Origin of the sequence: Nocardia sp. XZ_19_369 (genome assembly GCF_015355715.1) — a bacterium.
In the GTDB taxonomy this organism is placed as follows: Bacteria; Actinomycetota; Actinomycetes; order Mycobacteriales; family Mycobacteriaceae; genus Nocardia.
Map to the genome: position 1 here is coordinate 284000 of NZ_JACVED010000009.1, position 21112 is coordinate 305111.

Annotated in this window: 20 protein-coding genes; 7 read left to right on the forward strand and 13 right to left on the reverse strand. The window is 67.1% G+C overall.

Annotation, left to right across the window (positions count from 1 at the left end; translation table 11 throughout):
* Window positions 1-101: 101 nt before the first annotated feature.
* From IBX18_RS31925 to IBX18_RS31940, 4 genes are all read right to left on the reverse strand, one after another.
* Window positions 102-1229 carry an acyl-CoA dehydrogenase family protein gene (locus IBX18_RS31925; RefSeq protein WP_306796507.1) on the reverse strand — a complete coding sequence of 376 codons (1128 nt, stop codon included), beginning with the start codon at window positions 1227-1229 and terminating at the stop codon, window positions 102-104.
* 147 nt (window positions 1230-1376) lie between these two features.
* Window positions 1377-2654 carry an ABC transporter permease gene (locus tag IBX18_RS31930; protein ID WP_194837378.1) on the reverse strand — a complete coding sequence of 426 codons (1278 nt, stop codon included), beginning with the start codon at window positions 2652-2654 and terminating at the stop codon, window positions 1377-1379.
* A 226-nt stretch (window positions 2655-2880) separates the two neighbouring features.
* Window positions 2881-4455 carry a Na+/H+ antiporter gene (locus IBX18_RS31935; protein WP_194837211.1) on the reverse strand — a complete coding sequence of 525 codons (1575 nt, stop codon included), beginning with the start codon at window positions 4453-4455 and terminating at the stop codon, window positions 2881-2883.
* A 78-nt stretch (window positions 4456-4533) separates the two neighbouring features.
* The gene (locus tag IBX18_RS31940) at window positions 4534-5388 is read right to left on the reverse strand and encodes an alpha/beta fold hydrolase (RefSeq protein WP_228542100.1); all 855 of its coding nucleotides are present in this window, start codon (window positions 5386-5388) and stop codon (window positions 4534-4536) included.
* A 131-nt stretch (window positions 5389-5519) separates the two neighbouring features.
* On the opposite strand from IBX18_RS31940, the gene IBX18_RS43240 reads away from it, so the two are divergent.
* Window positions 5520-6437 (forward strand): AraC family transcriptional regulator, encoded by a 918-nt coding sequence (locus IBX18_RS43240; RefSeq protein ID WP_306796508.1) that lies wholly within the window; start codon window positions 5520-5522, stop codon window positions 6435-6437.
* A 277-nt stretch (window positions 6438-6714) separates the two neighbouring features.
* The gene (locus IBX18_RS31950; protein WP_194837212.1) at window positions 6715-7818 is read left to right on the forward strand and encodes a glutamate--cysteine ligase; all 1104 of its coding nucleotides are present in this window, start codon (window positions 6715-6717) and stop codon (window positions 7816-7818) included.
* Window positions 7819-7828: 10 nt separating this feature from the next.
* On the opposite strand, the gene IBX18_RS31955 is transcribed toward IBX18_RS31950, so the two are convergent.
* Window positions 7829-8167 (reverse strand): VOC family protein, encoded by a 339-nt coding sequence (locus tag IBX18_RS31955; protein WP_306796509.1) that lies wholly within the window; start codon window positions 8165-8167, stop codon window positions 7829-7831.
* Window positions 8168-8398: 231 nt separating this feature from the next.
* Between IBX18_RS31955 and IBX18_RS31960 the strand changes: the two genes are divergently transcribed.
* Entirely contained in the window at window positions 8399-9211 is an 813-nt protein-coding gene (locus IBX18_RS31960; protein ID WP_194837213.1) for an SAM-dependent methyltransferase, read from the forward strand.
* Window positions 9212-9337: 126 nt separating this feature from the next.
* Here IBX18_RS31960 and IBX18_RS31965 read toward each other — a convergent pair whose 3' ends face one another.
* Genes IBX18_RS31965 through IBX18_RS31990 form a run of 6 tightly spaced genes read right to left on the reverse strand, consistent with a single transcriptional unit; the run spans window position 9338 to window position 14580 of the window.
* Window positions 9338-10567 carry a cytochrome P450 gene (locus IBX18_RS31965; RefSeq protein ID WP_194837214.1) on the reverse strand — a complete coding sequence of 410 codons (1230 nt, stop codon included), beginning with the start codon at window positions 10565-10567 and terminating at the stop codon, window positions 9338-9340.
* A gap of 10 nt (window positions 10568-10577) precedes the next feature.
* Entirely contained in the window at window positions 10578-11819 is a 1242-nt protein-coding gene (locus tag IBX18_RS31970; protein ID WP_194837215.1) for a cytochrome P450, read from the reverse strand.
* Entirely contained in the window at window positions 11816-12421 is a 606-nt protein-coding gene (locus IBX18_RS31975; RefSeq protein ID WP_107656088.1) for an ATP/GTP-binding protein, read from the reverse strand. Before IBX18_RS31975 ends, IBX18_RS31970 begins: the two co-directional genes overlap by 4 nt.
* Window positions 12396-12749 (reverse strand): DUF742 domain-containing protein, encoded by a 354-nt coding sequence (locus IBX18_RS31980; RefSeq protein ID WP_107656087.1) that lies wholly within the window; start codon window positions 12747-12749, stop codon window positions 12396-12398. The genes IBX18_RS31975 and IBX18_RS31980 overlap by 26 nt, the downstream gene beginning before the upstream one ends.
* Window positions 12746-13171, reverse strand: coding sequence for a roadblock/LC7 domain-containing protein (locus IBX18_RS31985; RefSeq protein WP_107656086.1), 426 nt, complete (start codon window positions 13169-13171; stop codon window positions 12746-12748). The genes IBX18_RS31980 and IBX18_RS31985 overlap by 4 nt, the downstream gene beginning before the upstream one ends.
* Complete coding sequence (locus IBX18_RS31990) at window positions 13171-14580, reverse strand: sensor histidine kinase (RefSeq protein ID WP_194837216.1); 1410 nt, start codon at window positions 14578-14580, stop codon at window positions 13171-13173. Before IBX18_RS31990 ends, IBX18_RS31985 begins: the two co-directional genes overlap by 1 nt.
* A gap of 695 nt (window positions 14581-15275) precedes the next feature.
* Between IBX18_RS31990 and IBX18_RS31995 the strand changes: the two genes are divergently transcribed.
* Window positions 15276-15707, forward strand: a complete 432-nt coding sequence (locus IBX18_RS31995) for an SRPBCC family protein (RefSeq protein ID WP_194837217.1) — start codon at window positions 15276-15278, stop codon at window positions 15705-15707.
* A 26-nt stretch (window positions 15708-15733) separates the two neighbouring features.
* On the opposite strand, the gene IBX18_RS32000 is transcribed toward IBX18_RS31995, so the two are convergent.
* A complete protein-coding gene (locus tag IBX18_RS32000) occupies window positions 15734-16648 on the reverse strand; it encodes a LysR family transcriptional regulator (protein ID WP_147133616.1) in 915 nt (304 codons plus the stop codon).
* 143 nt (window positions 16649-16791) lie between these two features.
* On the opposite strand from IBX18_RS32000, the gene IBX18_RS32005 reads away from it, so the two are divergent.
* The 3 genes from IBX18_RS32005 to IBX18_RS32015 are packed head-to-tail and all read left to right on the forward strand — an operon-like array spanning window position 16792 to window position 20320.
* A complete protein-coding gene (locus tag IBX18_RS32005) occupies window positions 16792-17898 on the forward strand; it encodes a tartrate dehydrogenase (RefSeq protein ID WP_194837218.1) in 1107 nt (368 codons plus the stop codon).
* Entirely contained in the window at window positions 17895-19193 is a 1299-nt protein-coding gene (locus IBX18_RS32010; RefSeq protein ID WP_194837219.1) for a 2-hydroxycarboxylate transporter family protein, read from the forward strand. Before IBX18_RS32005 ends, IBX18_RS32010 begins: the two co-directional genes overlap by 4 nt.
* A complete protein-coding gene (locus IBX18_RS32015; RefSeq protein ID WP_194837220.1) occupies window positions 19190-20320 on the forward strand; it encodes a glycerate kinase in 1131 nt (376 codons plus the stop codon). Before IBX18_RS32010 ends, IBX18_RS32015 begins: the two co-directional genes overlap by 4 nt.
* A gap of 37 nt (window positions 20321-20357) precedes the next feature.
* Here the strand turns inward: IBX18_RS32015 and IBX18_RS32020 are convergent, their stop codons facing one another.
* Window positions 20358-21104: a class I SAM-dependent methyltransferase gene (locus IBX18_RS32020; RefSeq protein WP_194837221.1), complete on the reverse strand. Its 747-nt coding sequence runs from the start codon at window positions 21102-21104 to the stop codon at window positions 20358-20360.
* Window positions 21105-21112 lie beyond the last annotated feature (8 nt).

Consider the following 21112-nt stretch of genomic DNA (forward strand, 5'->3'; position numbering starts at 1 on the left):
TCGACCAGCGCCCGATGAACACCAGCAGGCTTGCCGCCCTTGCATTTTCAGCTTCGATCGGCTGATCGAAACGCCGAACGGCAGCACCCCAGGATCCCTGGCTACTCGCCTTCCGGCACGCCGAGCACCGACCTGCCGATCTCGCCGGCGATCACCTCGGTCGAGTACGCCATCAGCTGCCCCGCCTCGGCATCACGCAGATGGCGTTGGATAGGCGACTTTTTGAGATAGCCCGACGCACCACCCACCCGCACACCCAATTGCGCGACGTCCACGGCGATCTTGTTGGCGAGATACTTCGCCCGCGACAGATTGGGGAAGAAACTGGGCACTCCGTTGTCGGCCTCCCACAGCGCCCGCTCGTACAACGCATGCGCCGCCGCCAGTTTGGTCTGCACGTCGGCAACCTCGTACTGCACCCACTGCTGATGCGACAGCGGCTTACCGAGGATCACCCGCGCCTGCGCGTGCTCCACCAGCGCGTCCAGCGCCGCGTCGGCGATGCCGAGCGAGATGGCGGGCAGTCCGGCCGGAATCACCGCGAAGTCCCCGAACCCTGGTGCCCGGCCCCGATATTCGGCCCGCAGCAGCGTGTTGTCGAACGACAGCAGCTGACTGCGCGTCGCCCGCAGACCGAGGGTGTCCCAGATCGGAATGGTCGACACCGTCTCGTCGGGCACCACCCCGAAGAACGCGGGCACGTCATCGACGCGTGCGTTCACCAGCAGGTATTCCGCGATCTCACAGCCCGAGACGAATCGCTTGGCCCCCGTCAGCGACCAACCACCCGCGACCGGAACAGCGTCCTGCTGCGGATTGAGAAATCGGTTCCCGCTGGCGGGTTCGGACAGCGCGTTGGCAAAGCGCTTGCCCGTTAGGAACTCGTCGGCGAAGAACGAGCCGAGCGTTTCCTTGGTGAATTCCGCGAGCGCGACCCCGGCCCCCGCGTGCATCGTCCAGATCGTCGCCGTCGACGGATCCGCCTTCGCCAGCACGCACACCACGTGCCCGAACGCCGAGTAGCTCAGCCCGAGCCCGCCTACGCGTTCCGGTAACACCGCCCGATCGACGTCCGCGTCGTGTAGTGCCGTCAGGTGCCCCACCGCGATCTCGGCCCGCTCGTCGTACTCGGCCGCGACGGCCCGAAACCCCTCCGCCAACTCGGCGACTCGGTCGAGCACCTTGCGCTCGACATCGCGGACCGGAAAAGAAAACTGGGCAGTAGTCACGAAACGCTCTCTGGTCGAAGGGATTCGGCTGACCTGCGGTCGACTGGCGACTCGCCGACCCAGGGTACGCAGAACCCATGCCCATCGAAGCAGGAACGGACAAGCCCGGCACAACCACTGCGCCAGCCCGGAATCCCGCCTGACGTGCTACTCCGCTACCGGACGACCGGTTCCGCTGCGGCGCAAGCCTTTATAGTCGTACCACCGCGTGATCACCACGCCGAGCACGAGACCGATGGCCAGTCCGAGCGCCGCCATCCAGACGCCCCTGCTGAGCCCCGCCGGACCGCTCGCGTCGAAATAGAGGATCGCGCGCACCCCGAGGAACACCTGATGCATCGGCTCGAAAGACGCCAGCCAGCTGAAGTATTTCGGCGTCGCCTCGATCGGCACGGTGCCGCCGGAGGACGGCAGCCCGAGAATGATGAACAAGATCAGGTTGATCAGCAGGCCCGCCGACCCCACGGCCGCGAGCACCGACAGTCCGGTGACGCCGACGGCGATGATGGCCAGCGCGCTGTAGAGGAAAAGCCCGAGCGGATGATCGAGCGGCATGCCGAGCGCCTTCGCGACGAGCAGGAACACCCCCGCCACAACATTCGCGGTCACCACCATGACGCCCCACTTGATCAGCAGCGTGTGGAAGCGCGAGATCGGCGTCGGCGGGAAATGCACGAACCACGGCCCGTACTCGGTCGGCACGAAGCCGAGTTGCGCATCGATCATCGTGTGGATGGTCATCGAGCCGACCAACCCGGCCAGCAGGAGCAGCAGCGCGTAGAAGAACGCCGTGAGCCCCTGCCCGGTGCCGCTGGGCAACGGATGGAACGGTTCGGTGACGATCTGCAGCGGCTCGGCGAGCGCAACCCGGCTGGCGCCACTCAGTTCGGGCGCGGGCGGCCCGCCGGGCGGGGGCGTCAACTGCGCCCGCACCTGCTCGGTCAGCTGCTGACCGACCTGCGTATTCACCTGATCAAGGGCCTGCGTACCGATCTGCGTGACGATCTCGGTCACGAACGCGCCACTGCGCGGATTGGTCTGCAACGCGATGATCGGCCGCTCGATATCACCGGGGATCACGCTACCGACCCCGAGGATGCCCAGCCGTTTGCTGAAGTCGCTCGGAATCAGGATCGTGCCGTACACCTTGTTGTCCTGCATGCGCAGCGACGCCTCATTGGCGGAGACCACCTGCAAGTCGATCTTGTCGGCCGGCACCGCCTTCTTCAGCCCCTCGGTGACCTCGTCCCCGAAGACCACCCGCCGCTCCTGCCCCGGCGCGCCGATCGTGTCACCGACGTCCTGATTCACCAGCGCGATCGGAAAGTCGTGCATGTTCTCTTCCGGATCGACCACGTAGGCCAGATACATCGTGCCGAGCAGCGCCATGAACACGCCGAGCACAACCACCGGCAGGAGCCACATCCGCAGGCCGAGACGACGGTCCGATCGGGCTGCTTCCACGCTGTCCGAAGTCACGGTGTCGGACGGTAGCAGCAGACCGCGCCGACGTTCGGGAGCTTCGCCGAGCTGTTTGCTACAGCGATGCTAAGGCGGCCCAAACGCCTCCACCAGCCGAAGTCCGCGTGTCGCCCGCTCCGGCGGTACCGCCCATCACCACGACAGCGCGAGCCAGTAGCACCGCGCAACGCTACGGCGAGCGCAGATCGAGCCGCCGCATCACCCGATCGACCAGATCCGGCGGCACCCCCGGTTCCCGCCGCGCGGCCATCGCTTCGGTACGCCCCGCCGCCAGCACCTCCTGATTGATCCGATCGAGCTTGCGATTCAGCCCGAAACTCCCCTCGGCCGCCGCCTTCGCATCGTCGGCAGCTTCGGGATCGGCTCGGGCCAAGCGTCTTTCGATCCCGACATGCAATCGGTCGTACACCTCGTCCGGCAGGTCCTCGGTCTGCGCCACCTGTTGCAGCCGGTTCAGCTCAGCACGCAGAATCCGAGTCCACAGCTGACGTTCCATCAACCGTTCCGACTCCGTATCGACCCGAACTCCCGTCGCACGCACCACAAGCGACAGCGTCGGCCCCTGGATCAGCAAGGTGAACAACACCAAGGCGAAAGCGGTGAACAAGATTCCGTTGCGCCACGGGAACGCCGCCCCCGACTCGGTGGTCAACGGCACCGCCAAGCCCAACGCCACGGTGGCCACCCCGCGCTGCCCCGCCCACCAGGTGACCATCGTCTCCCGCCAGGTATACGGCTCGTCCGCCTCCTTTCGCCGCCACCAGCGACCGAACACCGCCCACGTCCCCATCAACCACACCAGCCGCACCCCGACGACGGCGCCGATCACCGCGCCGGAGACCCCCAGGAAGCGCGGCCACTCCGGCCCTACATCGTGCAGCACGGTGGCCAGCTCCAGTCCGATCAGCCCGAAAGCGATCCCGGTGAACAGCATTTCGATGATCGCCCAGAACGAGTCCCCGACCAGCCGGTAATCGCTGTCACCGAAATCGCTGGCCGCGTCGGTCAGATACAGCGCGCACACCAGCACCGCGAGCACCGCCGACCCACCCCAGGCCTCGGCCAGCCGATAGGCCGCGAACGGCAGCGCCAAACCCAGCGCCACCTGCCACGCGGCCTCGTCCAGCCGCCGCATCAACCGGCTGCCGCCCCAGCCGAACACCAGCCCGACCGCGACACCGACCACCGCCGACACCACGAAGTCCATCGCCGCCGACCACGCGGAGAACTGCCCGGTGACCACCGCCTGCACCGCGATCCCGTACAGCACGATCGCGGTCACATCGTTGAACAGCCCCTCGCCTTCCAGCACCGCGACCAGCCGCCGCGGCAGCCCGAGCCGACCGGCCAGCGCGCCGACGGCCACCGGGTCCGGCGGTGCGACCAGCGCGCCGAGCACGAACGCCACGGCCAGCGGCACCGCCGGATGCCACAGATGCACCACCACCGCCACCACCACCGCGGTGGCGATCACCAGCCCGAACGCCTGCAGCGCGATCGCACTCCAGTTCTGCGCGAACGTGCGCCACGAGGTGCGCCGCGCCGCCGCGTACAGCAGCGGCGGAAGCAGCAGCGGCAGAATCAGCTCCGGCGCGACCCGCACATCGGGCACCGCCGGGATCAAGGCCAGCACACAGCCGAACACCGTCATCAGCACGGCCGGTGCCACGCCGAGCCGCCGACCGAGCGGCTGGGCGAGGATCGTGCCGAACAGCACGAGAAACGGCAACTCCAGATGACTCACGCCCACGCAGTCTGCTGACCAGACCTGAGAAACCCGAGTGCGTCACCCTGAGAAACGCTGATGCGTTCGCACCCGTGCTCAGGGCTGAATGGTGCCCGCCGCGGTCTCGATGAGCTCGGTGACCGCCGCCGGCTGCGATAACGCGACGGCGTGACTGCCCGCCTGCTCGACGGTCGTCGCGTTCATCCGCTTGGCCATCTCCCGCTGCCCGTCCGCCGGGATCATGCGATCGTCCTTGGCCACCAGCGCCCAGCTCGGCAGCGACTTCCACGCCGGAACCCCGCTCGGCTCCATGAACGAGGTCACCGCGATCGGCCGCTGCGCCGCAGCGAGCACCGCCGCCTCGCTCGCAGGCAGATCCTGCGCGAAGTTGTCGTGGAACTTGTCCGGCGCCACTGTCAGCTCCTGACCGACCCCACCGCCGGGCAGCGGAAACTCATGCGGCACACCGATTTTGGTAGCCGGTCCACCGAACTTCGCATCCAGCGCGCCGACCGGCTCGCCCTGATCCGGCGCGAACGCCGCCACATACACCAGCCCCGCCGCCTTCGCCGAACCCGTTGCGGCATTGGTGATCACGGCACCGCCGTAGGAGTGACCCACCAGGATCGTCTTGCCCGGCAACCCGTCCAGCACGCTGCGAATGTAGGCCGCGTCATAGGTGAGCCCGCGCAGCGGCACCGCCGCCGTCGTCACCTGATACCCGTCGCGCTGTAGCTGCGCGGCGACCTTGCTCCAGCTCGACCCGTCGGCGAACGCGCCGTGCACCAGCAGTACGCCCGGCTTGTTCCCGCTCGGCGCGGGACTCGGGTCGCTGTCGGCGGAGGCGGTGCACGCCGTCGCGGTCATGCCCAGCGTGAGCGCGGCGACCGTGAGTACGGCGCCCCGCCAGCCACGACCTGCCGCACGAGCACGGGACCTGTTGTTACGCATGCTTTTTCGAACCCTTCGATAATGGGACTACGGACTCTCGCGGCGAGCAAGCTCCACGGTAGGTGGACAATCAGGCAAAAGCTATGCTTCAGAAGCCGAGATAGTTTGCCGAAACTCCAGGAGCGTCGCCCGTGTTCACCCAGACCGACGACCTCGACGCGCTCTCGGAGATCCTGGAGACCGTCCGGCTGCACGGCGACACGGTCGTCCGTTTCGCACCACCGCCGCCCTTCGAGGTGACCATCCCCGACGGAATCCGCCTGCTGCACATCGTGGAACGCGGCACCATCCGCCTGCGCGTCGGCGACCGACCGCCGATTTTGCTCGGCCCGGGCGACCTGGTCCTGCTCGGCTGCGGCGACGGCCATTCACTCGACGCCGGCACCGGCGCGACCGCGCGACCGCTGCAAGATTCCGACACCTTCCGCCTCGACACCGAACTCGCCGACCCCGAAGCGCCGCGCTGGGTCACCGGAACGTTCGCGGTCCAGGAAGCCATCGCGGCCCCACTGCTGTCGGTGCTACCCCCGGCCATCCACATTCCCGCCGATCCCGGCGACCGGCCGTGGCTCGCGGCCATCCTGCCGGTCCTGCTGATCGAGGTGACCAACCCGAATCCCGGTGCCGCGGTAATGATCTCGCGGGTACTCGATCTGCTGTTCATCCACACTCTGCGCGCCTGGTTCGCCGGCCACGACGCCGAACCAGGCTGGCTCACCGCGGCCATGGATCCCGCACTCGGCCCGGTCCTGGCCGCCATCCACCGCGACCCCAGCAAGCCGTGGACCGTCACCACCCTGGCCAGGGACGCCAGGATGTCCCGTTCGGCCTTCGCCGAACGCTTCACCCGGCTGCTCGGGCGAGCCCCCTCGGCTTACGTCACCGAGCGCCGCCTCGATCGCGCCGCCGAACTGCTGCGCTCCACCACCGACCCGGTGTCCCGCATCGCCGCCGACGTCGGCTACACCTCCAACGCCGCGTTCAGCCGCGCCTTCCACCGCCGCTACGGCGACGCCCCGCAACGCTGGCGCAAGCTGACAGCGCGGTGAACGAGTTGTCCGGTGGACGTCCGGTCGATCGCCGTTTGGGGCGCGCCATACTGCGGCAATCTGGTGCTTACGACGCACTTCCAGCGAAGTGGTGAAAGGAGAGTCCGATGATTATCGGGATGGTCAGCCACTGGGTTCGTTTGATGCTAGACGTGATCGGTATCTGACGACTCCGGCACGTACTGCTGCGGAGACCCGCGAGGCCGTTCGGTCTCGCGGTGCTCTCCGCGAGCGCCGCGACACGCGTACGACCTCGAATGATGGGTATTCCCCCGCCATGGACGCAGCCGCGGCGACAGTCGGCGTCGAAGAGGAGTTCTTGCTCGCCGATCCCGAAACCGGTGCGCCCGCCGCGAAGAACGTCGAGGTCGCACACACCGCGGCCGAACTCGGCATCGATCTGCAACTCGAACTCACCCGCTGCCAGGTAGAAACCAGCACCGGCGTGCACACCGACTCGGCCGAACTGGCCAAGGAACTGCGCGACCTGCGCTGCGGCGTCGCCGCCTGCGCGGAGAAGAACGGCGCACGGCTGCTCGCGGTCGCCATTCCGCCGACCGTCCCGAACAAGTTCCCGGTCACCGACACCCCGCGCTACCAGCGGATCGCCGAATCCTTCGGCATGCTCGCCCATGAGCAGGGACTGTGCGGCTGCCATGTCCACGTGGCGGTACCCGACCGCGATACCGCCTTGCAGGTCAGCAATTTCCTGCGGCCGTGGCTGCCGCTGTTCCTGGCACTCACCGCGAATTCGGCCATCTACCGCGGCGCCGACACCGGCTTCGCCAGTTGGCGCAGCATCCTGTGGCGGCGCTGGCCGAGTGCGGGCCCACCACCCTATTTCGAGTCGGCCCGCGACTACGACGCCATGGTCGCCATCATGCTGTCCAGCGGCAGCATCCTCGACAAGAAGATGGTCTATTGGGACGTCCGCCCCTCGTCCACCTTCCCCACCGTGGAGATCCGGGTCAGCGATGTGCCCGCGACGATCGAGGAGACCGTCCTGCTCGCCACGCTGGTCCGCGCGGCGGTGCTGACCGCCCGAATGTCGTTGGCCCAGCACCATTCTGGGCCGTCCGTCAGCGCCGAGATGCTGCGCGCGGCCTACTGGAAGGCCGCCCGCACCGGACTCGACGGCGACCTGCTCGACCCGATGTGCGGCCGCATCGTGCCCGCCCGCGACCTCCTCGCCGAGCTCATCGACTACGTCGGTCCCGCACTCGACGAACTCGGCGACCGCAGGCTCGTCACCGACTCCCTCGCCGCCGTCCTGGCCCGAGGCAACGGAGCGATGCGGCAGCTCAACGCCTTTCGTCGACGTCGCGAGGTCGGCGATGTGGTGGCCGAGCTGGCGTCGGCCACCTTGGCAGGCTGCCGCTGAACCCCGCGGACTACAGCCATATCAGGCAGAAGATGTGCCCCACCGGGTCGGCGTAGACCCGGAACTGGCCGTTGTCGTTGGGCTGCACCAGTTTCGCGCCGAGCGCGAGCGCCTTCGGCTCCGCCGCCTCGATATCGTCGACCAAAACATCGAAGTGAATCTGTTGCGACGCTTCGGGATCCGGGAACCGCGGCGGCTTGCACTCCGGCGACCGCTGGAAAACGATCCGCCTGCCCTCGCTGTCGACGGTGACGACCCACGAGTCGTCCTCGTCATCGGTCAGTTCGAGGCCGAGCAGGTCGACGTAGAACTCCGCGAGCTTGCGTGGTTCCGGGCAATCCAGCACCACACTGCGCAGCCGGCCGACGAAACTGTCTGAACTGATGGGTGACCTCCTTGGATTCGGGACCTTGATCGCCTACCCGCCACCCCGGCAAGCAAACGTCCGGCGATGCCCCCGCAACCCGTCACTGAATGAAACACGTTGTGGTCAAATACAATTCGCCGCCGAAGCCCTTACCCCGCCGCACCCGGACTCCTACGATGAGACCGACAACAGCATCGGACGAGGGGGCACGAAATGACCGACCTGACGCACGTGATCGACCAATCCAAGCCGAGCATCGCCCGGGTCTACGACTACCTGCTCGACGGCAAGGACAACTTCGCCGTCGACCGCGCGATCGGCGACCACTTCAAGAACAACCTGCCCGGCTCGGTGGCCATCGCCTTCACCAACCGGCAGGCCTTGGTCCGCGCCGTCCGCGACATCGCCCGCGACGGCGTGCGGCAGTTCATCGACCTGGGCAGCGGCCTGCCCACCGCGGACAACGTGCACCAGGTCGCGCACCGCTACGCACCCGACGCCAGAGTCGTCTACGTCGACAACGATCCCATCGTCCTCGCGCACGGCCGCGCCCTGCTCGCCACCGACGCAGGCACCACCGTCTTCCAGGCCGACCTACGTGACCCGCAATCCATCCGGGAGCACAGCGAAGTCGCCCACATGATCGATTTCGACCAGCCGGTCGCCGTCATCTTCAGCGCCATCCTGCACCACCTCAACGACGACGAGGACCCCACCGCCGTGGTGCGCTACTGGTCCGAGCAGCTGGCGCCGGGCAGTCTGGTCTACATCTCGCACTTCCGCGCGGGCGGCAACCGGGAGACAGCCGTCGCCGAGGAGAAACTCCAGTCGACCTTCGGGCGCGGCCGCTGGCGGACCGACCAGGAGATCGAGGCCCTGTTCGGCGACCTGGAGATCCTCGACCCCGGCATCGTGCCCTGCGCGCACTGGCGACCGGATCTGGCGCCCGTCGACGAGGCGGCACCGGACCGTGCGCTGTCGGTCTGGGAGCAACTGATCGTCACCGGCTTGGCGCGCAAAGCCTAGGCCCTGTGTCGAAGTTCAGACGGAGGCGCCGGACGGACTTCGACACCGGCCTGACCACATCCCGGAAATACGCGAGGGATGCCGCGATCACGGCATCCCTCACTCGAATAGCGTTGCGCCGCTCGGCTACTCCGCAGGCTGCAGGATCACCGGCAGCTTGCCGTGACCGTTGGAGATGAAGCTCGCCACGGCGCCCAGCTCAGCCGGGTCCGCCGCCAACCGCATGTTCGGGAACCGCTCGAACAGCGCGGGCAGCGCGATCGCGGCCTCCAGCCTGGCCAGCGGCGCACCGAGGCAGTGATGCACGCCGTGCCCGAAAGCCAAGTGGTCCTTGGTCGCCCGGCTCACGTCGAACTCGTCGGCGGTCTCCCCGTGTACCTTCGGATCCCGGTTGGCCGCCGCGTACGCGGGCAGGATCGGCTCGCCCTTCGCGATCCGCACGCCCTCGATCTCGATGTCGTCCACCGCGAACCGCAGCGGCAGATGCGCGACCGGCGCCTCGAAACGCAGCGCCTCTTCGATCAGCTCCGGCCATCCGACCTTGCCCTCGAGCACCGTCGCCCGCTGCTCCGGTCGGGTGATCATCGCGTAGATCGCCTGGTCGAGCAGGTTGACCGTGGTCTCGTGGCCCGCGCTGATCACCAGCAACAGCGTGTCGATGAGCTCCTGCTCGGTGAGCTGCGAGCCGTCGTCCTCGTCGCGATGCGAAACCAGCAGGCTGGTCATGTCGTCGCTCGGGTTCTCCCGCCGGTAGGCCACCAGCTCGGCGAGGATGCGATACATCTCCATGTAGTTGGCCTGCGACTCCTCCGGCGTCAGCGACGTGTCGAAGATACCGTCGACGCACGTGCGCAGGCCCGGGTTCAGCGACTCCGGCACACCCATCAGCTCGGAGATGACCTCGATCGGCACCGGATACGCGAAACCCTCACGCAGATCCACCACTTCACCCGCGGGCACCGCCGCCAACTCGTCGATCAGCCGCTGCACGATCCGGGTGATCCGCGGCCGCATCGCCTCGGTGCGCCGGTGCGTGAACGCGGGCGCCACCAGCTTGCGCAGCCGCCGGTGATCGGCGCCGTAGGCGGTGAACATGTTGTTCACCGCCACCCAGAGGAACAGCGGCCAGTCCTGCGGCACTTCACCTTTGGCGAAGGCAGGCCAGTGCTGCCTGGCGTCTTTGGACACTTTCGGATCGACGAGCAGCCGCTTGAGCAGGTCGGCGTCGGTGATCGACCACGCGCGCACGCCGCCGGGCAGCTCCACCAGGGTCGCCGGCCCGCGCTCACGCAGCCGGGCGGCCTCGCCCTGGATGTCGGTGCCGGCCGGGTCCAGGACTAGCGGCTCGGTGTCCATCGGGGTCCTCCTAAAACACGTTCAACGGTGGTGACCTAGGGAAGACTACCGGGAGCGAGACCAGCGCTCGATGGAAAGGACCTGGCCGCCAAGACAATTCATCTGCCGGTACGGCAAGGTCCAACTCGGGCAGTGCGTCGAGCAGTTGATCGATGGCGTCCTGCACGATCAGGTAGGCCATCGACCTGGCGGGACAGGAGTGCGGCCCGACACTCCAGGCCAGATGCGAGCGGTTGTCGACGTACTCGCCGACGCTGATGGACGGATCGTTGTTGCAGCCGGCCATGCTGATCACCACCGGCCGATGCGCGGGCAGCCACACGCCGTCGATCAAGATCGGCTGCCGCGGGTAGGACACGCAGTAGTTCGCCATCGGCGGGTCGGTGAACAGCACCTCGTCCAGTGCGTCGCGGGTCGAAAGACTGCCGCCTAGTACGTTTCCCGCGAACCGATCATCGGTCATCATGAGCAGCAGCGTGTTCACAATAAGGTTCAGCTGCGGCTCGATCCCCGCCCCGTACAACGTGACCAGCTGGTGGATCATCTCTACGTCGTCGAGCCTGGCGGGGTGCGCGAGTAGTCGGGAGGTGATGTCGTCGCCCGGCTCCTTGCGCTTCGTGGTGACCAGTTCGAACAGCGCGTCGGTGAGCATCGCATTGCCCTTGTCCGCGTTCACGCCCTCGAAGATCGCGGCCATCCCGGTCGCGACCTGCTGGCCGATGTCCGGCGGGCAGCCGAGCGTGGCGTTGAGCACCGCGAAGGTGAGCGGAAAGGCGTACTGGCTGATCAGGTCCGCGGCACCGTCCTGGCAGAACGCGTTGATCAGCGGGATCGCGATCCGCTCGACGGTGGCGTGCAGGCTGTGCAGGTCGACCTCGCCGATGGCGGTCACGTTGGCCTGCCGGTAGCGCTCGTGTTCCAGGCCCGCGCTGCGCAGCGCGTTCGGCCGCCACTCCAGCATCGGCAGGATGGGGCACTCACCGGGCACACCCTTCTGCCAGGTGCGCGGGTCGGCCGGAAAATGCTCGGGATCGTTGAGGATGCTCAACGCGGTGTGATAGCCGATCACCAGCGTGGCGGGTACGTCGGGTGCGAGGTTCACCGGCACCAGCGAGCCGTACTGGCGGCGCATCTCGCGGTAGGCGCGGTGCGGGTCGGCGGCGAACTCTTCCGAGTACAGCGAGACACGGGGACCATCGGTGTCGATCGGCGATCCGTGCTGAACCGGGCAAGAACGCGAAGGCGTGCTCAAAGACGTGACTCCTGACGATAGAACAGGAATTCGACGAGCGTGATCAGGGACCGCAGGCAGGTGCCCCGGTCACGCGCGTCCAGAGAAGTGAGCGGGGTGTCGGGCGTCAAGTCCAGTGCGTCCCGGACCTCGCCGAGCGGAAAGTGCTTGGCACCTTCGAACTGGTTGACCGCCACCGAATACGGCACCCCGCGCTCCTCCAACACCGAGAGCACCTCGTCGGACTTCTCGATGCGCCTGGTGTCGACCAGCACCAGTGCGCCGAGCGCACCCCGGGCCAGCTCTTCCCACAGCGGCACGAACCGCTGCTGGCCCGGGGTGCCGAATAGGTAGAGCGCGAGTTGCGGATTCAGCGTGATGCGACCGAAGTCCATCGCGACGGTGGTCTGGGATTTACCGGGCAGGCCCATCATGTCGTCGACGCCGACGCTGGCCTCGGTGATCGTCTCTTCGGTGCGCAGCGGCTCGATCTCCGAGACGCTGCTCACGAAGGTGGTCTTGCCGACACCGAAATTGCCTGCCACCAACAGCTTTACAGAACGGGTAACGGTCTCCGGCACATAGTCGACTGGACGATCAGACGGCGAGAGCACGGAGCCCATTAAGTACCTCCTCGAGCAGAGCGATCTCCGGCAGGTTTTCCGCCGGGGTAGGTGTGACCAGGTGTCCGCCGTCCATCAGATCGGCCGCGACGATCTTCACTACGGACGGCGGCAGGTCGAGGTACGCGGCGATCTCGGCGATCGATAGCGTGCCCCGGCGGCTACAGAGATTCATGACCCGGCGTGCATCGGGCGCGACACCGGGTGACGGGTCCTTTGCGGTACGGACCAATGTGACCAGGTCCAACTCGCGGGTGGGACGCGTACGTCCCCCGGTGCGCACGTATGCCCGAACCAAATCGGGATCACGCCGGGACCGTGGTGTCATGGCAATTCGCCACCATCAACACGCCTGCGCGGCTGGCTCCCCAGCTCGTGCCCGACCCGGCCCGCGAGTTCGTTCATCCGGTGCGCGATGAGTGCCACGTCGATCTCCGGGGTGGTCGCCACGCCCAGCAGCGCACCGTCACCGGCGGCGGTGATCAGGATCATGCCCTGGTCGTACTCGGTCATGTTCTGCCGCACACCGTTGTCGCCCTCGCCGCAGAACTCGCCGAGGGCCTTGCCCAGTGACCGCAGGCCCGACGCGGCGGCGGAGAAGCGCTCCGCCTGGTCGCGCTCGATGCCGACCGAGTGCGCGATCCGTAACCCGTCTTCGGATAGCAGTACCGCGAATCTGACGCCCGGGACATTGAGGTCTTCGAGTAGCCAGCCCAGCTTGTTGCTGCTGTCGGTCACGGGTGTGGCCATCAGGATGTCATCCCTTCCGTGTGATCGGAGTTGTCGGACTGATCGGTGGCGGCTGCGCGGCCGCTCTTGGAACCGGTGTGCCAGGCCGCGGCTACGTCGGGGCGGGCCAGACCGGGTTCGGTGCGCGGCCCGACCGGGGCTAGCGCGACCGTCCGGCGGCGCCGCTTCGGTAAGCCGCCGCTGGTGATCTCGTGCACGGCGAATGGCTCACTCTCACTGGGCTCTTCGCTCTGCGGTGCGCTGTGCGCGGGGCTCGCGTGGACCGCAGCGGGAACGGGTTCGGCGGGGACCTCTACCTCACGCGTGGGCGCGACCTCCTGGCCCGGCTGCGGAGTCATCAGCAAGGCCTCGGGGATGTAGACCATCGCCCGCATGCCGCCGTAGACGTTCGGACCGTCGATGTAGACGGTGAAGCCGTAGCGACGGGCCAGCGCGGCGATACCAGGGAAGCCGACCTTCGGCGCGGGGCCGAGCTGGTGGATGTCGACCGAGCGCTCGTGCGCGAGCACCTGCCTGGCCTCCTCCATCTGCTCGGCGTTCATCCGCACGCCCGCGTCGTCGATGATCACGGTGACGCCGTGGTGCCCCTCCTGGAAGCTGACATCCACGAAAGACGTTGGCGGGGAGTAGCGCAACGCGTTGTCGAGCAGGGTGGCCAGCGTGTGCACGAGCGGTTCCACCGCACGGCTGATGACCACCCGGTCGAGCTGGCCGGGGCGCACCCGTAGGTAGTCGCGGACGCGGCCGACCGCGCCACCGACGACGTCGGTGAGCGACTGGGCGGGCCAGCGCCTGCCGGGCAGGCCACCACAGACGATCACGTAGGACTGCGCCTGCCGGATCATCTGCTGCACGGTGTGGTCGATCCGCGTGAGGGTCTCGTACACCTCGTCCTTGCGGTGCTCGCGCAGCGCGGCGCTGACCACCTGGCTGACGTCGGCGCCGAGACTGACCACCGACGTGCCGAACGAGCGCACGGCGGCGCTGGTCGCCTGTCTGGACGCGTTGGACACCTCGGCGCGTACCGCCTCCTCGGCGGACTTGATCGCCTGCTGCGCCTCGTGGTTCGCGTGTTCCCTGGTCTCGGACCGCAATAGGCTCAGGTCGTCGGCGTAGCGCTCGGCGATCCACCGCAACACCTGCGCGATGCGCGAGTTCTCCAGGCCCGGCGGCACTTCGACCGTAGGGGCTGGGCTGTCGAAACGTCTGATCGACTCCGCTACCGACGGCATCGTGGTCGTCGCGAAGCGTTCGACGGCTTCTTCGGCGGCTCGTTGCTCTCTACTGAGTGCTTCGGCTCTGGTTCGCTGCTGTTTGGCGTAATGCACTGCGTACAACGCCACCGCTGTCACCACTACGAGAGCGGCGGCGAGGACCCATGAAAGCACCACGGCGATATCTTGATTCATCAGTTCTTTCGTCGTCGATTGGCGCCGAGGATTGGAAGCGCTTGCGAGTGCGTATGCACGAGGCCGCATCGCCTGTCGGTCATGGTGGTTCGTCTCGCCTTCCTCGCGACGCCGACCAGCACACCCTGGTCGGATCTGGTCCACGTCGGAGGACCGGCAACCGCCGAACAACAGATTGTGTCCGAACAGTTACCAGAACCCGACGGACCGACATTAGCAGCAATGCAACTAGTTCTCGCCAGATCCGGTCACATGATTGCGTTTGCAGACAACAGATGACGGGTGCCGCGCGATGCGCAATAATGCTGCGCCACTAGCGATCACGGCCGCTTGCCACGCGTTGACCAGCGACGTTTCCGATGTCGGAGTAAAGGACACATCATCCGATCTATCAATGGTGCCGCATATCACGTGCAGGCTGTCAACCGTGCCTATCGGCATGTCGCCCGGAAAGGCCTGGCGGAACAGGGCATTCGGTTTACTTCCGCGCGGAAGTTTGCTGGCCTGTCCAGTTTGTTCTAGGCCTGCGGCACCCGAGTCGTCCGCCGCGCCGCCACCCCTGAGATTGCCCACATGTCGCCGGACCGCGCTCAAAGGTTCCGCGCACGGTGCGCCAGTAGGTGTCTGCAGGTGCGCAGGCCGTCGCCGGACCGCATCAACTACGCCGAACCCCGGGTACCGGATACTATGCGGCCATGGCAAAGCTGAAGGTCTCCGTGGATGTGCCGATCTCGCCCGAGGACGCGTGGTCGCACACGTCCAACCTGGCCGATCTCGACAAGTGGCTGACGATGCACGAGGCCTGGCGCAGCGAGGTGCCCGAGCAGCTGACGGTCGGCACCCAGCTCGTCGGTGTCACGTCGGTCAAGGGGCTGCGGAATCGCGTGACCTGGACAGTAAAGGCGGCTGAACCGCCGCGCCGGCTGCTGCTCACCGGGGCGGGCAAGGGCGGCACCAAGCTCGGTCTCGAACTGCGGGTGGCGCCAAAGGGCAACGGCTCGGAGGTGACCGTCGATATCGAGCTCGGCGGCAGGCCGCTGTTCGGGCCGATCGGCGCCGGGGTGGCGCGGGCGGTGAAGGGCGATATCGAGCGGTCGCTGGACAAGTTCGTCGCGCTGTACGCCTGAAACAGGCTGCGTCACAGCAGCTCCTGCTACCGCGGCGCACCGGTGATCCGGCGGCCGAGCCCGGCCTTCAAATGATCGATCACAGCCCGGGTTCGGCGCGGTAGCGGTGCGGCGGCGGCGTAGAGCGCGGAGATGTCGGCGCTGGGCGTCTGGATGTCCGGAAGCACCTGGACCAGCGAACCATCGCGCAGCAGCGGGTCGACGTGCCAGAGCGAGCGCATCACCAGCCCGCGACCCTCCAGGCACCACCGGGTGATCACGTCGCCGTCGTTGCTGATCAGATTGCCCGCCACGCGGACCGCGAGTTCCTTTCCGCCGCTCTCGAATCGCCACAGCGCGTAGTCGGATTCGTTCTCGCGCAGGATGATGCAGTTGTGCTGATCGAGTTCGTCGAGCGTCGCGGGTGATCCGTTGCGCCGCAGGTACTCCGGTGACGCACACAACACCCGCCGGTTCACCCACAGGCGGGTCGCGGTCAATCGCGAATCCGGCAGCACGCCCACCCGGATGTCGATATCGAAGCCGGTGCCCGCGATATTGAGCGGCAGCGCCGACAGCTCCAGATCCACCTGCACCTGGGGATTGCGCTCGACGAAATCCGCGAGCAGCGCCGAGATGTGCGCCCGCCCCAGGCCGATCGTCGACCGGACGTGCACCCGCCCACGCAGTTCGTGCCGTTGCTCGGCGATCGAGTCCTCCAGCTCCTCGAGCTGGGCGGCGATCACCGACGCCCCGGCCGCATAGCGCTCCCCCTCCGGCGTCAACGTCAACCTGCGCGTGCTCCGTTGCACCAGCAGCACCCCGAGCCGCGCCTCCATCTGCGCGAGCCGTTTGCTGACCGACGACACCGAGACCCCGAATTCCCGCGCCGCCTCGGTCAGGCTGCGGGAGCGGGCGACGATGTCGAAAAAGGTCACGTCGTCGGTGGACGCGCCGGGCACGGCGACCTCCTCGTCTTTTCCATTCCGGAAACAGTCTCTTTCGCGTTCCGTGCTTTTGCCGCGGAATGTCCGAGCCTACCGTTGTGACCGACCCCGAGACAACGAATACAGGGGCGCTATCGAGAAGATCGGAGCACGCGACGATGGGTGCAACTCACCGAATTGCGGTCATTCCAGGCGACGGTATCGGCAAAGAAGTCGTGCCGCAGGGAGTTCGGGTATTGGAGGCGGCCGCCGCGGCATTCGACTTCACCGTGGATTTCACCGAATTCGATTTCGCCAGCGCGGAATACTATGTGGCCACCGGGAAAATGTTGCCGGACCGCTGGTTCGACGAACTCGCCGGATTCGATGCCATCTTCTTCGGCGCCGTCGGCTGGCCCGAGGTGGTGCCGGACCACATCTCGCTGTGGGGCAGCCTGCTGCAGTTCCGGCGGCACTTCGACCAGTACGTCAGCCTGCGGCCGGTCCGGCTGCTGCGCGGCATCGCCAGTCCGCTGGCCGGTCGGCAGGCCGGCGAGGTCGATTTCTACGTGGTCCGGGAGAACACCGAGGGCGAGTACTCGAGCATCGGCGGCAAGATCTTCGAGGGCACCGACCGGGAAACGGTGTTGCAGGAGACCGTGATGACCAGGACCGGGGTCGACCGAATACTGAAGTACGCCTTCGAACTGGCCCGGCGACGCCCGAAGCGGCACCTCACGTCGGCGACCAAGAGCAATGGCATCTCCATCACCATGCCCTATTGGGACGAACGCGTCGCGGCGATGGCGGTGGACTACCCCGACATCGAGGTCGACAAGTATCACATCGATATTTTGACGGCCAATTTCGTGCTGCATCCGGACTGGTTCGACGTGGTCGTCGCGAGCAATCTGTTCGGCGATATTCTGTCCGATCTCGGCCCGGCGTGCACCGGCACCATCGGCATCGCCCCGAGCGGAAACATCAACCCCGAGCGCCTGTTTCCCAGCCTTTTCGAACCCGTGCACGGCTCGGCCCCCGACATCGCCGGACAGGGCATCGCCAATCCGATCGGTCAGATCTGGAGCGGGGCGATGATGCTCGAGCACCTCGGCGAGCAGGACGCCGCCGACGCCGTGCTGGCGGCCATCGAAACAGTGCTCTCCCGCGGCGAGTCCGCGTTGACGCCGGACATGGGCGGATCGCAGACGACGGAATCCGTTGGCGGACAGGTGCGTGCGCAGCTCGAGTCCGCGACGTCGATGGCGCCCGTGAGCCGGTCATGAGTCTGCAAGCACGGCCCGCGCGGTCGTTCGCGCTGCCCACCCTCGACGGCATGCCGCTGATCGTCCCGGTCATCCTGACCGCAGGGGTCCTCGCCGCCGGGCTCTTCGACGCCATACCCGAGAACATGATCGGCGGGCTCGCCGTGATCGTCGGCCTCGGCATGCTGCTGGGCCCGCTGGGCAACCGGCTGCCGGTCATCTCCAAAATCGGTGGCGGCGCACTCATCTGCTTGATGACGCCCTCGGTGCTGGTGTACTTCGGCGCGTTCAACGAGAACACCTTGGCGGCGGTGAACTCGTTGATGAAGGAGGCCAACTTCCTCTACTTCGTCATCTGCACCCTGGTGGTCGGCAGCATCCTCGGGATGAGCCGGAAGGTGATGGTCGGCGGGTTGATCCGCATCTTCGCGCCGCTCGTCCTCGGGACGGCCGCGGCGGTCTCGGTGGGCATCGGCGTCGCCATGGCGTTCGGCTACAGCTTCCATCGGGCGCTGTTCTACATCGTGGTGCCGATCATCGGGGGCGGCATCGGCGAGGGGGTCATCCCACTCTCCTCCGCCTACGCGTCGGCGTTGGGTGGCTCACCGGGAAGCTATGTCGCCGAACTCATTCCAGCCGCGATCATCGGCAATATCGCCGCGGTGATCACCGCCGGGCTGTTGCGCAGGCTCGGTGACCGCCGTCCGCAACTCGACGGTGGCGGTCAATTGGTGAAGGTGCCCACCGATCCCCTTGCGGCCCCGCCGATCCCGCAACCCGACTTCCCTGCCCGCAACCACGCGCTCGGCGTGCTGCTCATCTGCGGCCTGTTCGTCCTGGCCACACTGCTGGAGGAGATCGTGCATCTCCCGGCACCAGTGCTCGTGATCGTCATGTCGGTGCTCTGCAAGCTGTTCAATGTCTTCCCGCCCGCCGTCGAGGACAGTGTGCGCGGCATATACACCGTCATCTCGCGATACTTCATCTACCCGACCATGATCGGTCTCGGCATGCTGTATCTGCCGTTGAAGAACATTATGGGTGTGCTCTCGGTGGGTTACGTCGCGGCCTGCGTCGCAGTAGTACTCGCGATGGCAGCCACGGGCTTCTGGGTCGGGCGCGCGATCAGCATGTATCCCGTCGACGCTTCCTTGGTAACGGTGTGCCACAGCGGTCTCGGCGGGACCGGTGATGTGGCAATCCTTTCGGCCTCGAACCGCATGAATTTGATGCCCTTCGCGCAGATCTCGACACGTATCGGCGGGGTGACCACGGTGATCTCGGCGGCGACGTTGATCAGGGTGCTCGACGCATGAGGGTCTTGGTCGCGCCCGACAAGTTCAAGGGGAGCCTGACCGCCGCGGCGGTCGCGCGCCGGCTGGCCGAGGGGCTGGCCGGGGCCGGTGTCGACAGTACGCAGCTCCCGCTCGCCGACGGTGGTGACGGCAGTGTCGCCGCCGCCGTCGCGGCCGGGTTCTCCCGTAAGGCGTGCACCGTCGCCGGTGCCGTGGGTACGCCGCGCCGTACCACCCTGGCGGTCCGTGGCGACACGGTGATCGTCGAGGTCGCCGACACCTGCGGACTGGCCACACTCCCCGCCGGGCGGATGCGACCCCTGGACGCGTCGAGTCTCGGCTTCGGACAGGCGATTCGGCAAGCACTGCGACTGTCGCCGCGCCGTGTGGTGCTGGCGCTCGGTGGCAGCGCCGGCACCGACGGCGGCATGGGTTTACTGACCGCCTTCGGATTTCGGTTCACCGATCGGACCGGGCGGATCTTGCCGCCGAGCGGTCGGGCACTGCTCGACATCACCTCGATCGATACCTCGGCAGCGGTACGCCTACCGTCGGTCGACCTCGTGCTCGCTTCAGACGTGACCAACCCGTTGACCGGGCCCGAAGGTGCTGCCGCCGTGTACGGTCCGCAGAAAGGGGCCGATCCGACGGAGGTACGCCTGCTCGATCGGGGCCTGCACCACCTGGTGGAAGCACTGGCCCGCAACGGCTTTCCCGGAGCCGCGCGCTTTGCCGCAGCCCCGGGTGCAGGCAGCGCGGGCGGGCTCGGCTTCGCCGCCATGCTGCTCGGCGCTCGGATGACCTCCGGGGCCGAGTTCTTTCTCGACCTGCTCGACTTCGATCGTCATTGTGCCCAGGCAGATCTGGTCGTCACCGGTGAGGGCAGCTTCGATGCGCAGTCCGAGCACGGAAAGCTACCCGCTGCCGTCGCACGGCGAGCCAGGCCGGTCCCCGTCATCGCCGTCGCAGGGCGCAGCGAAGTACCTCGAACTCGATGGGGTAGAACAGGTTTCGCCGAGGTCTACGCGCTGACCGACTACACCGATCGAGACACCGCGCGCGATCCCGCCTTGACGGCCGAACTGCTCGTCCGGATCGGCCGCGAGATCGGGCACTCCCGTCTGCTGGAGTCGGCCGGCGTTCGATGAGCCCTGCTGCCCCTCGGGCGCACTGGCGTGTGACTTCCTACCCTGGCAGGTCCGCGGTGACGAGCCGGTACCCCAGATCCAGGTGCGGCCGTTCGAGGAGGTCGGCGTAGCGGTTCTGCCATGCGCCGGTCGCCAGGTCCTCCTTCAATCGCGACAACCCTTGTTGCAGCATCGGTTTCGGCGTAAGCGCCAGCATCGACATCCCCGCCTGCACCGTCTCGTCGAGATAAGCCTCAGGCCTGCGCCAATAGGCACCCCCGAACCCGTCAACGCAATCATGCGGCACCGGAACCACCTGCACCGCAGGATTCTCCAGCAATCCCGTGAGCCGCCCCAGCGACACCGCAAGCCTCGCGTCCGTCACCGCAGCCGCAGGCAGATAGTCCCGCACCAGCCAGAACTCCCGGAACACCGCATGATCCCACGTCAGAATCGCAACCTGCCGCCGCGCAACCCGAACCATCTCGGCAACCCCCCGCTCGAGATCACCCCAGTGATGAATAGTCAGCACCGCCAATGCCGCATCCACCGACCCACTACGCACCGGCAGGTACTCGGCAACCGCCCGCACCGCAGGAGCCGCCCCCACCGGCCGCTGCGCAATCATCACCCGACTCGGCTCCACCGCCAGCACAGTCCGGCCCGGCTCATAAGAACCAGTCCCCGCACCAACATTCACCACCGACGCCATGCCCTCCAGCGCCATTCCGATAGCCGCGGCAATCCGCGGATCAGGCCGCCGAGTCAGCGCATACGTCCGCCCCGTCGCGTCATAAACGGTCATCGTGCGCA

Bases quoted from the DNA above. Each gene is read 5' to 3' on its own strand.
- IBX18_RS31930 (WP_194837378.1), bottom strand. From the start codon at position 2,654: ATGTGGCTCCTGCCGGTGGTTGTGCTCGGCGTGTTCATGGCGCTGCTC.
- IBX18_RS31940 (WP_228542100.1), bottom strand. From the start codon at position 5,388: ATGCGTAACAACAGGTCCCGTGCTCGTGCGGCAGGTCGTGGCTGGCGG.
- IBX18_RS31950 (WP_194837212.1), top strand. From the start codon at position 6,715: ATGGACGCAGCCGCGGCGACAGTCGGCGTCGAAGAGGAGTTCTTGCTC.
- IBX18_RS31960 (WP_194837213.1), top strand. From the start codon at position 8,399: ATGACCGACCTGACGCACGTGATCGACCAATCCAAGCCGAGCATCGCC.
- IBX18_RS31965 (WP_194837214.1), bottom strand. From the start codon at position 10,567: ATGGACACCGAGCCGCTAGTCCTGGACCCGGCCGGCACCGACATCCAG.
- IBX18_RS31975 (WP_107656088.1), bottom strand. From the start codon at position 12,421: ATGGGCTCCGTGCTCTCGCCGTCTGATCGTCCAGTCGACTATGTGCCG.
- IBX18_RS31980 (WP_107656087.1), bottom strand. From the start codon at position 12,749: ATGACACCACGGTCCCGGCGTGATCCCGATTTGGTTCGGGCATACGTG.
- IBX18_RS31985 (WP_107656086.1), bottom strand. From the start codon at position 13,171: ATGGCCACACCCGTGACCGACAGCAGCAACAAGCTGGGCTGGCTACTC.
- IBX18_RS31990 (WP_194837216.1), bottom strand. From the start codon at position 14,580: ATGAATCAAGATATCGCCGTGGTGCTTTCATGGGTCCTCGCCGCCGCT.
- IBX18_RS31995 (WP_194837217.1), top strand. From the start codon at position 15,276: ATGGCAAAGCTGAAGGTCTCCGTGGATGTGCCGATCTCGCCCGAGGAC.
- IBX18_RS32005 (WP_194837218.1), top strand. From the start codon at position 16,792: ATGGGTGCAACTCACCGAATTGCGGTCATTCCAGGCGACGGTATCGGC.
- IBX18_RS32010 (WP_194837219.1), top strand. From the start codon at position 17,895: ATGAGTCTGCAAGCACGGCCCGCGCGGTCGTTCGCGCTGCCCACCCTC.
- IBX18_RS32015 (WP_194837220.1), top strand. From the start codon at position 19,190: ATGAGGGTCTTGGTCGCGCCCGACAAGTTCAAGGGGAGCCTGACCGCC.
- IBX18_RS32020 (WP_194837221.1), bottom strand. From the start codon at position 21,104: ATGACCGTTTATGACGCGACGGGGCGGACGTATGCGCTGACTCGGCGG.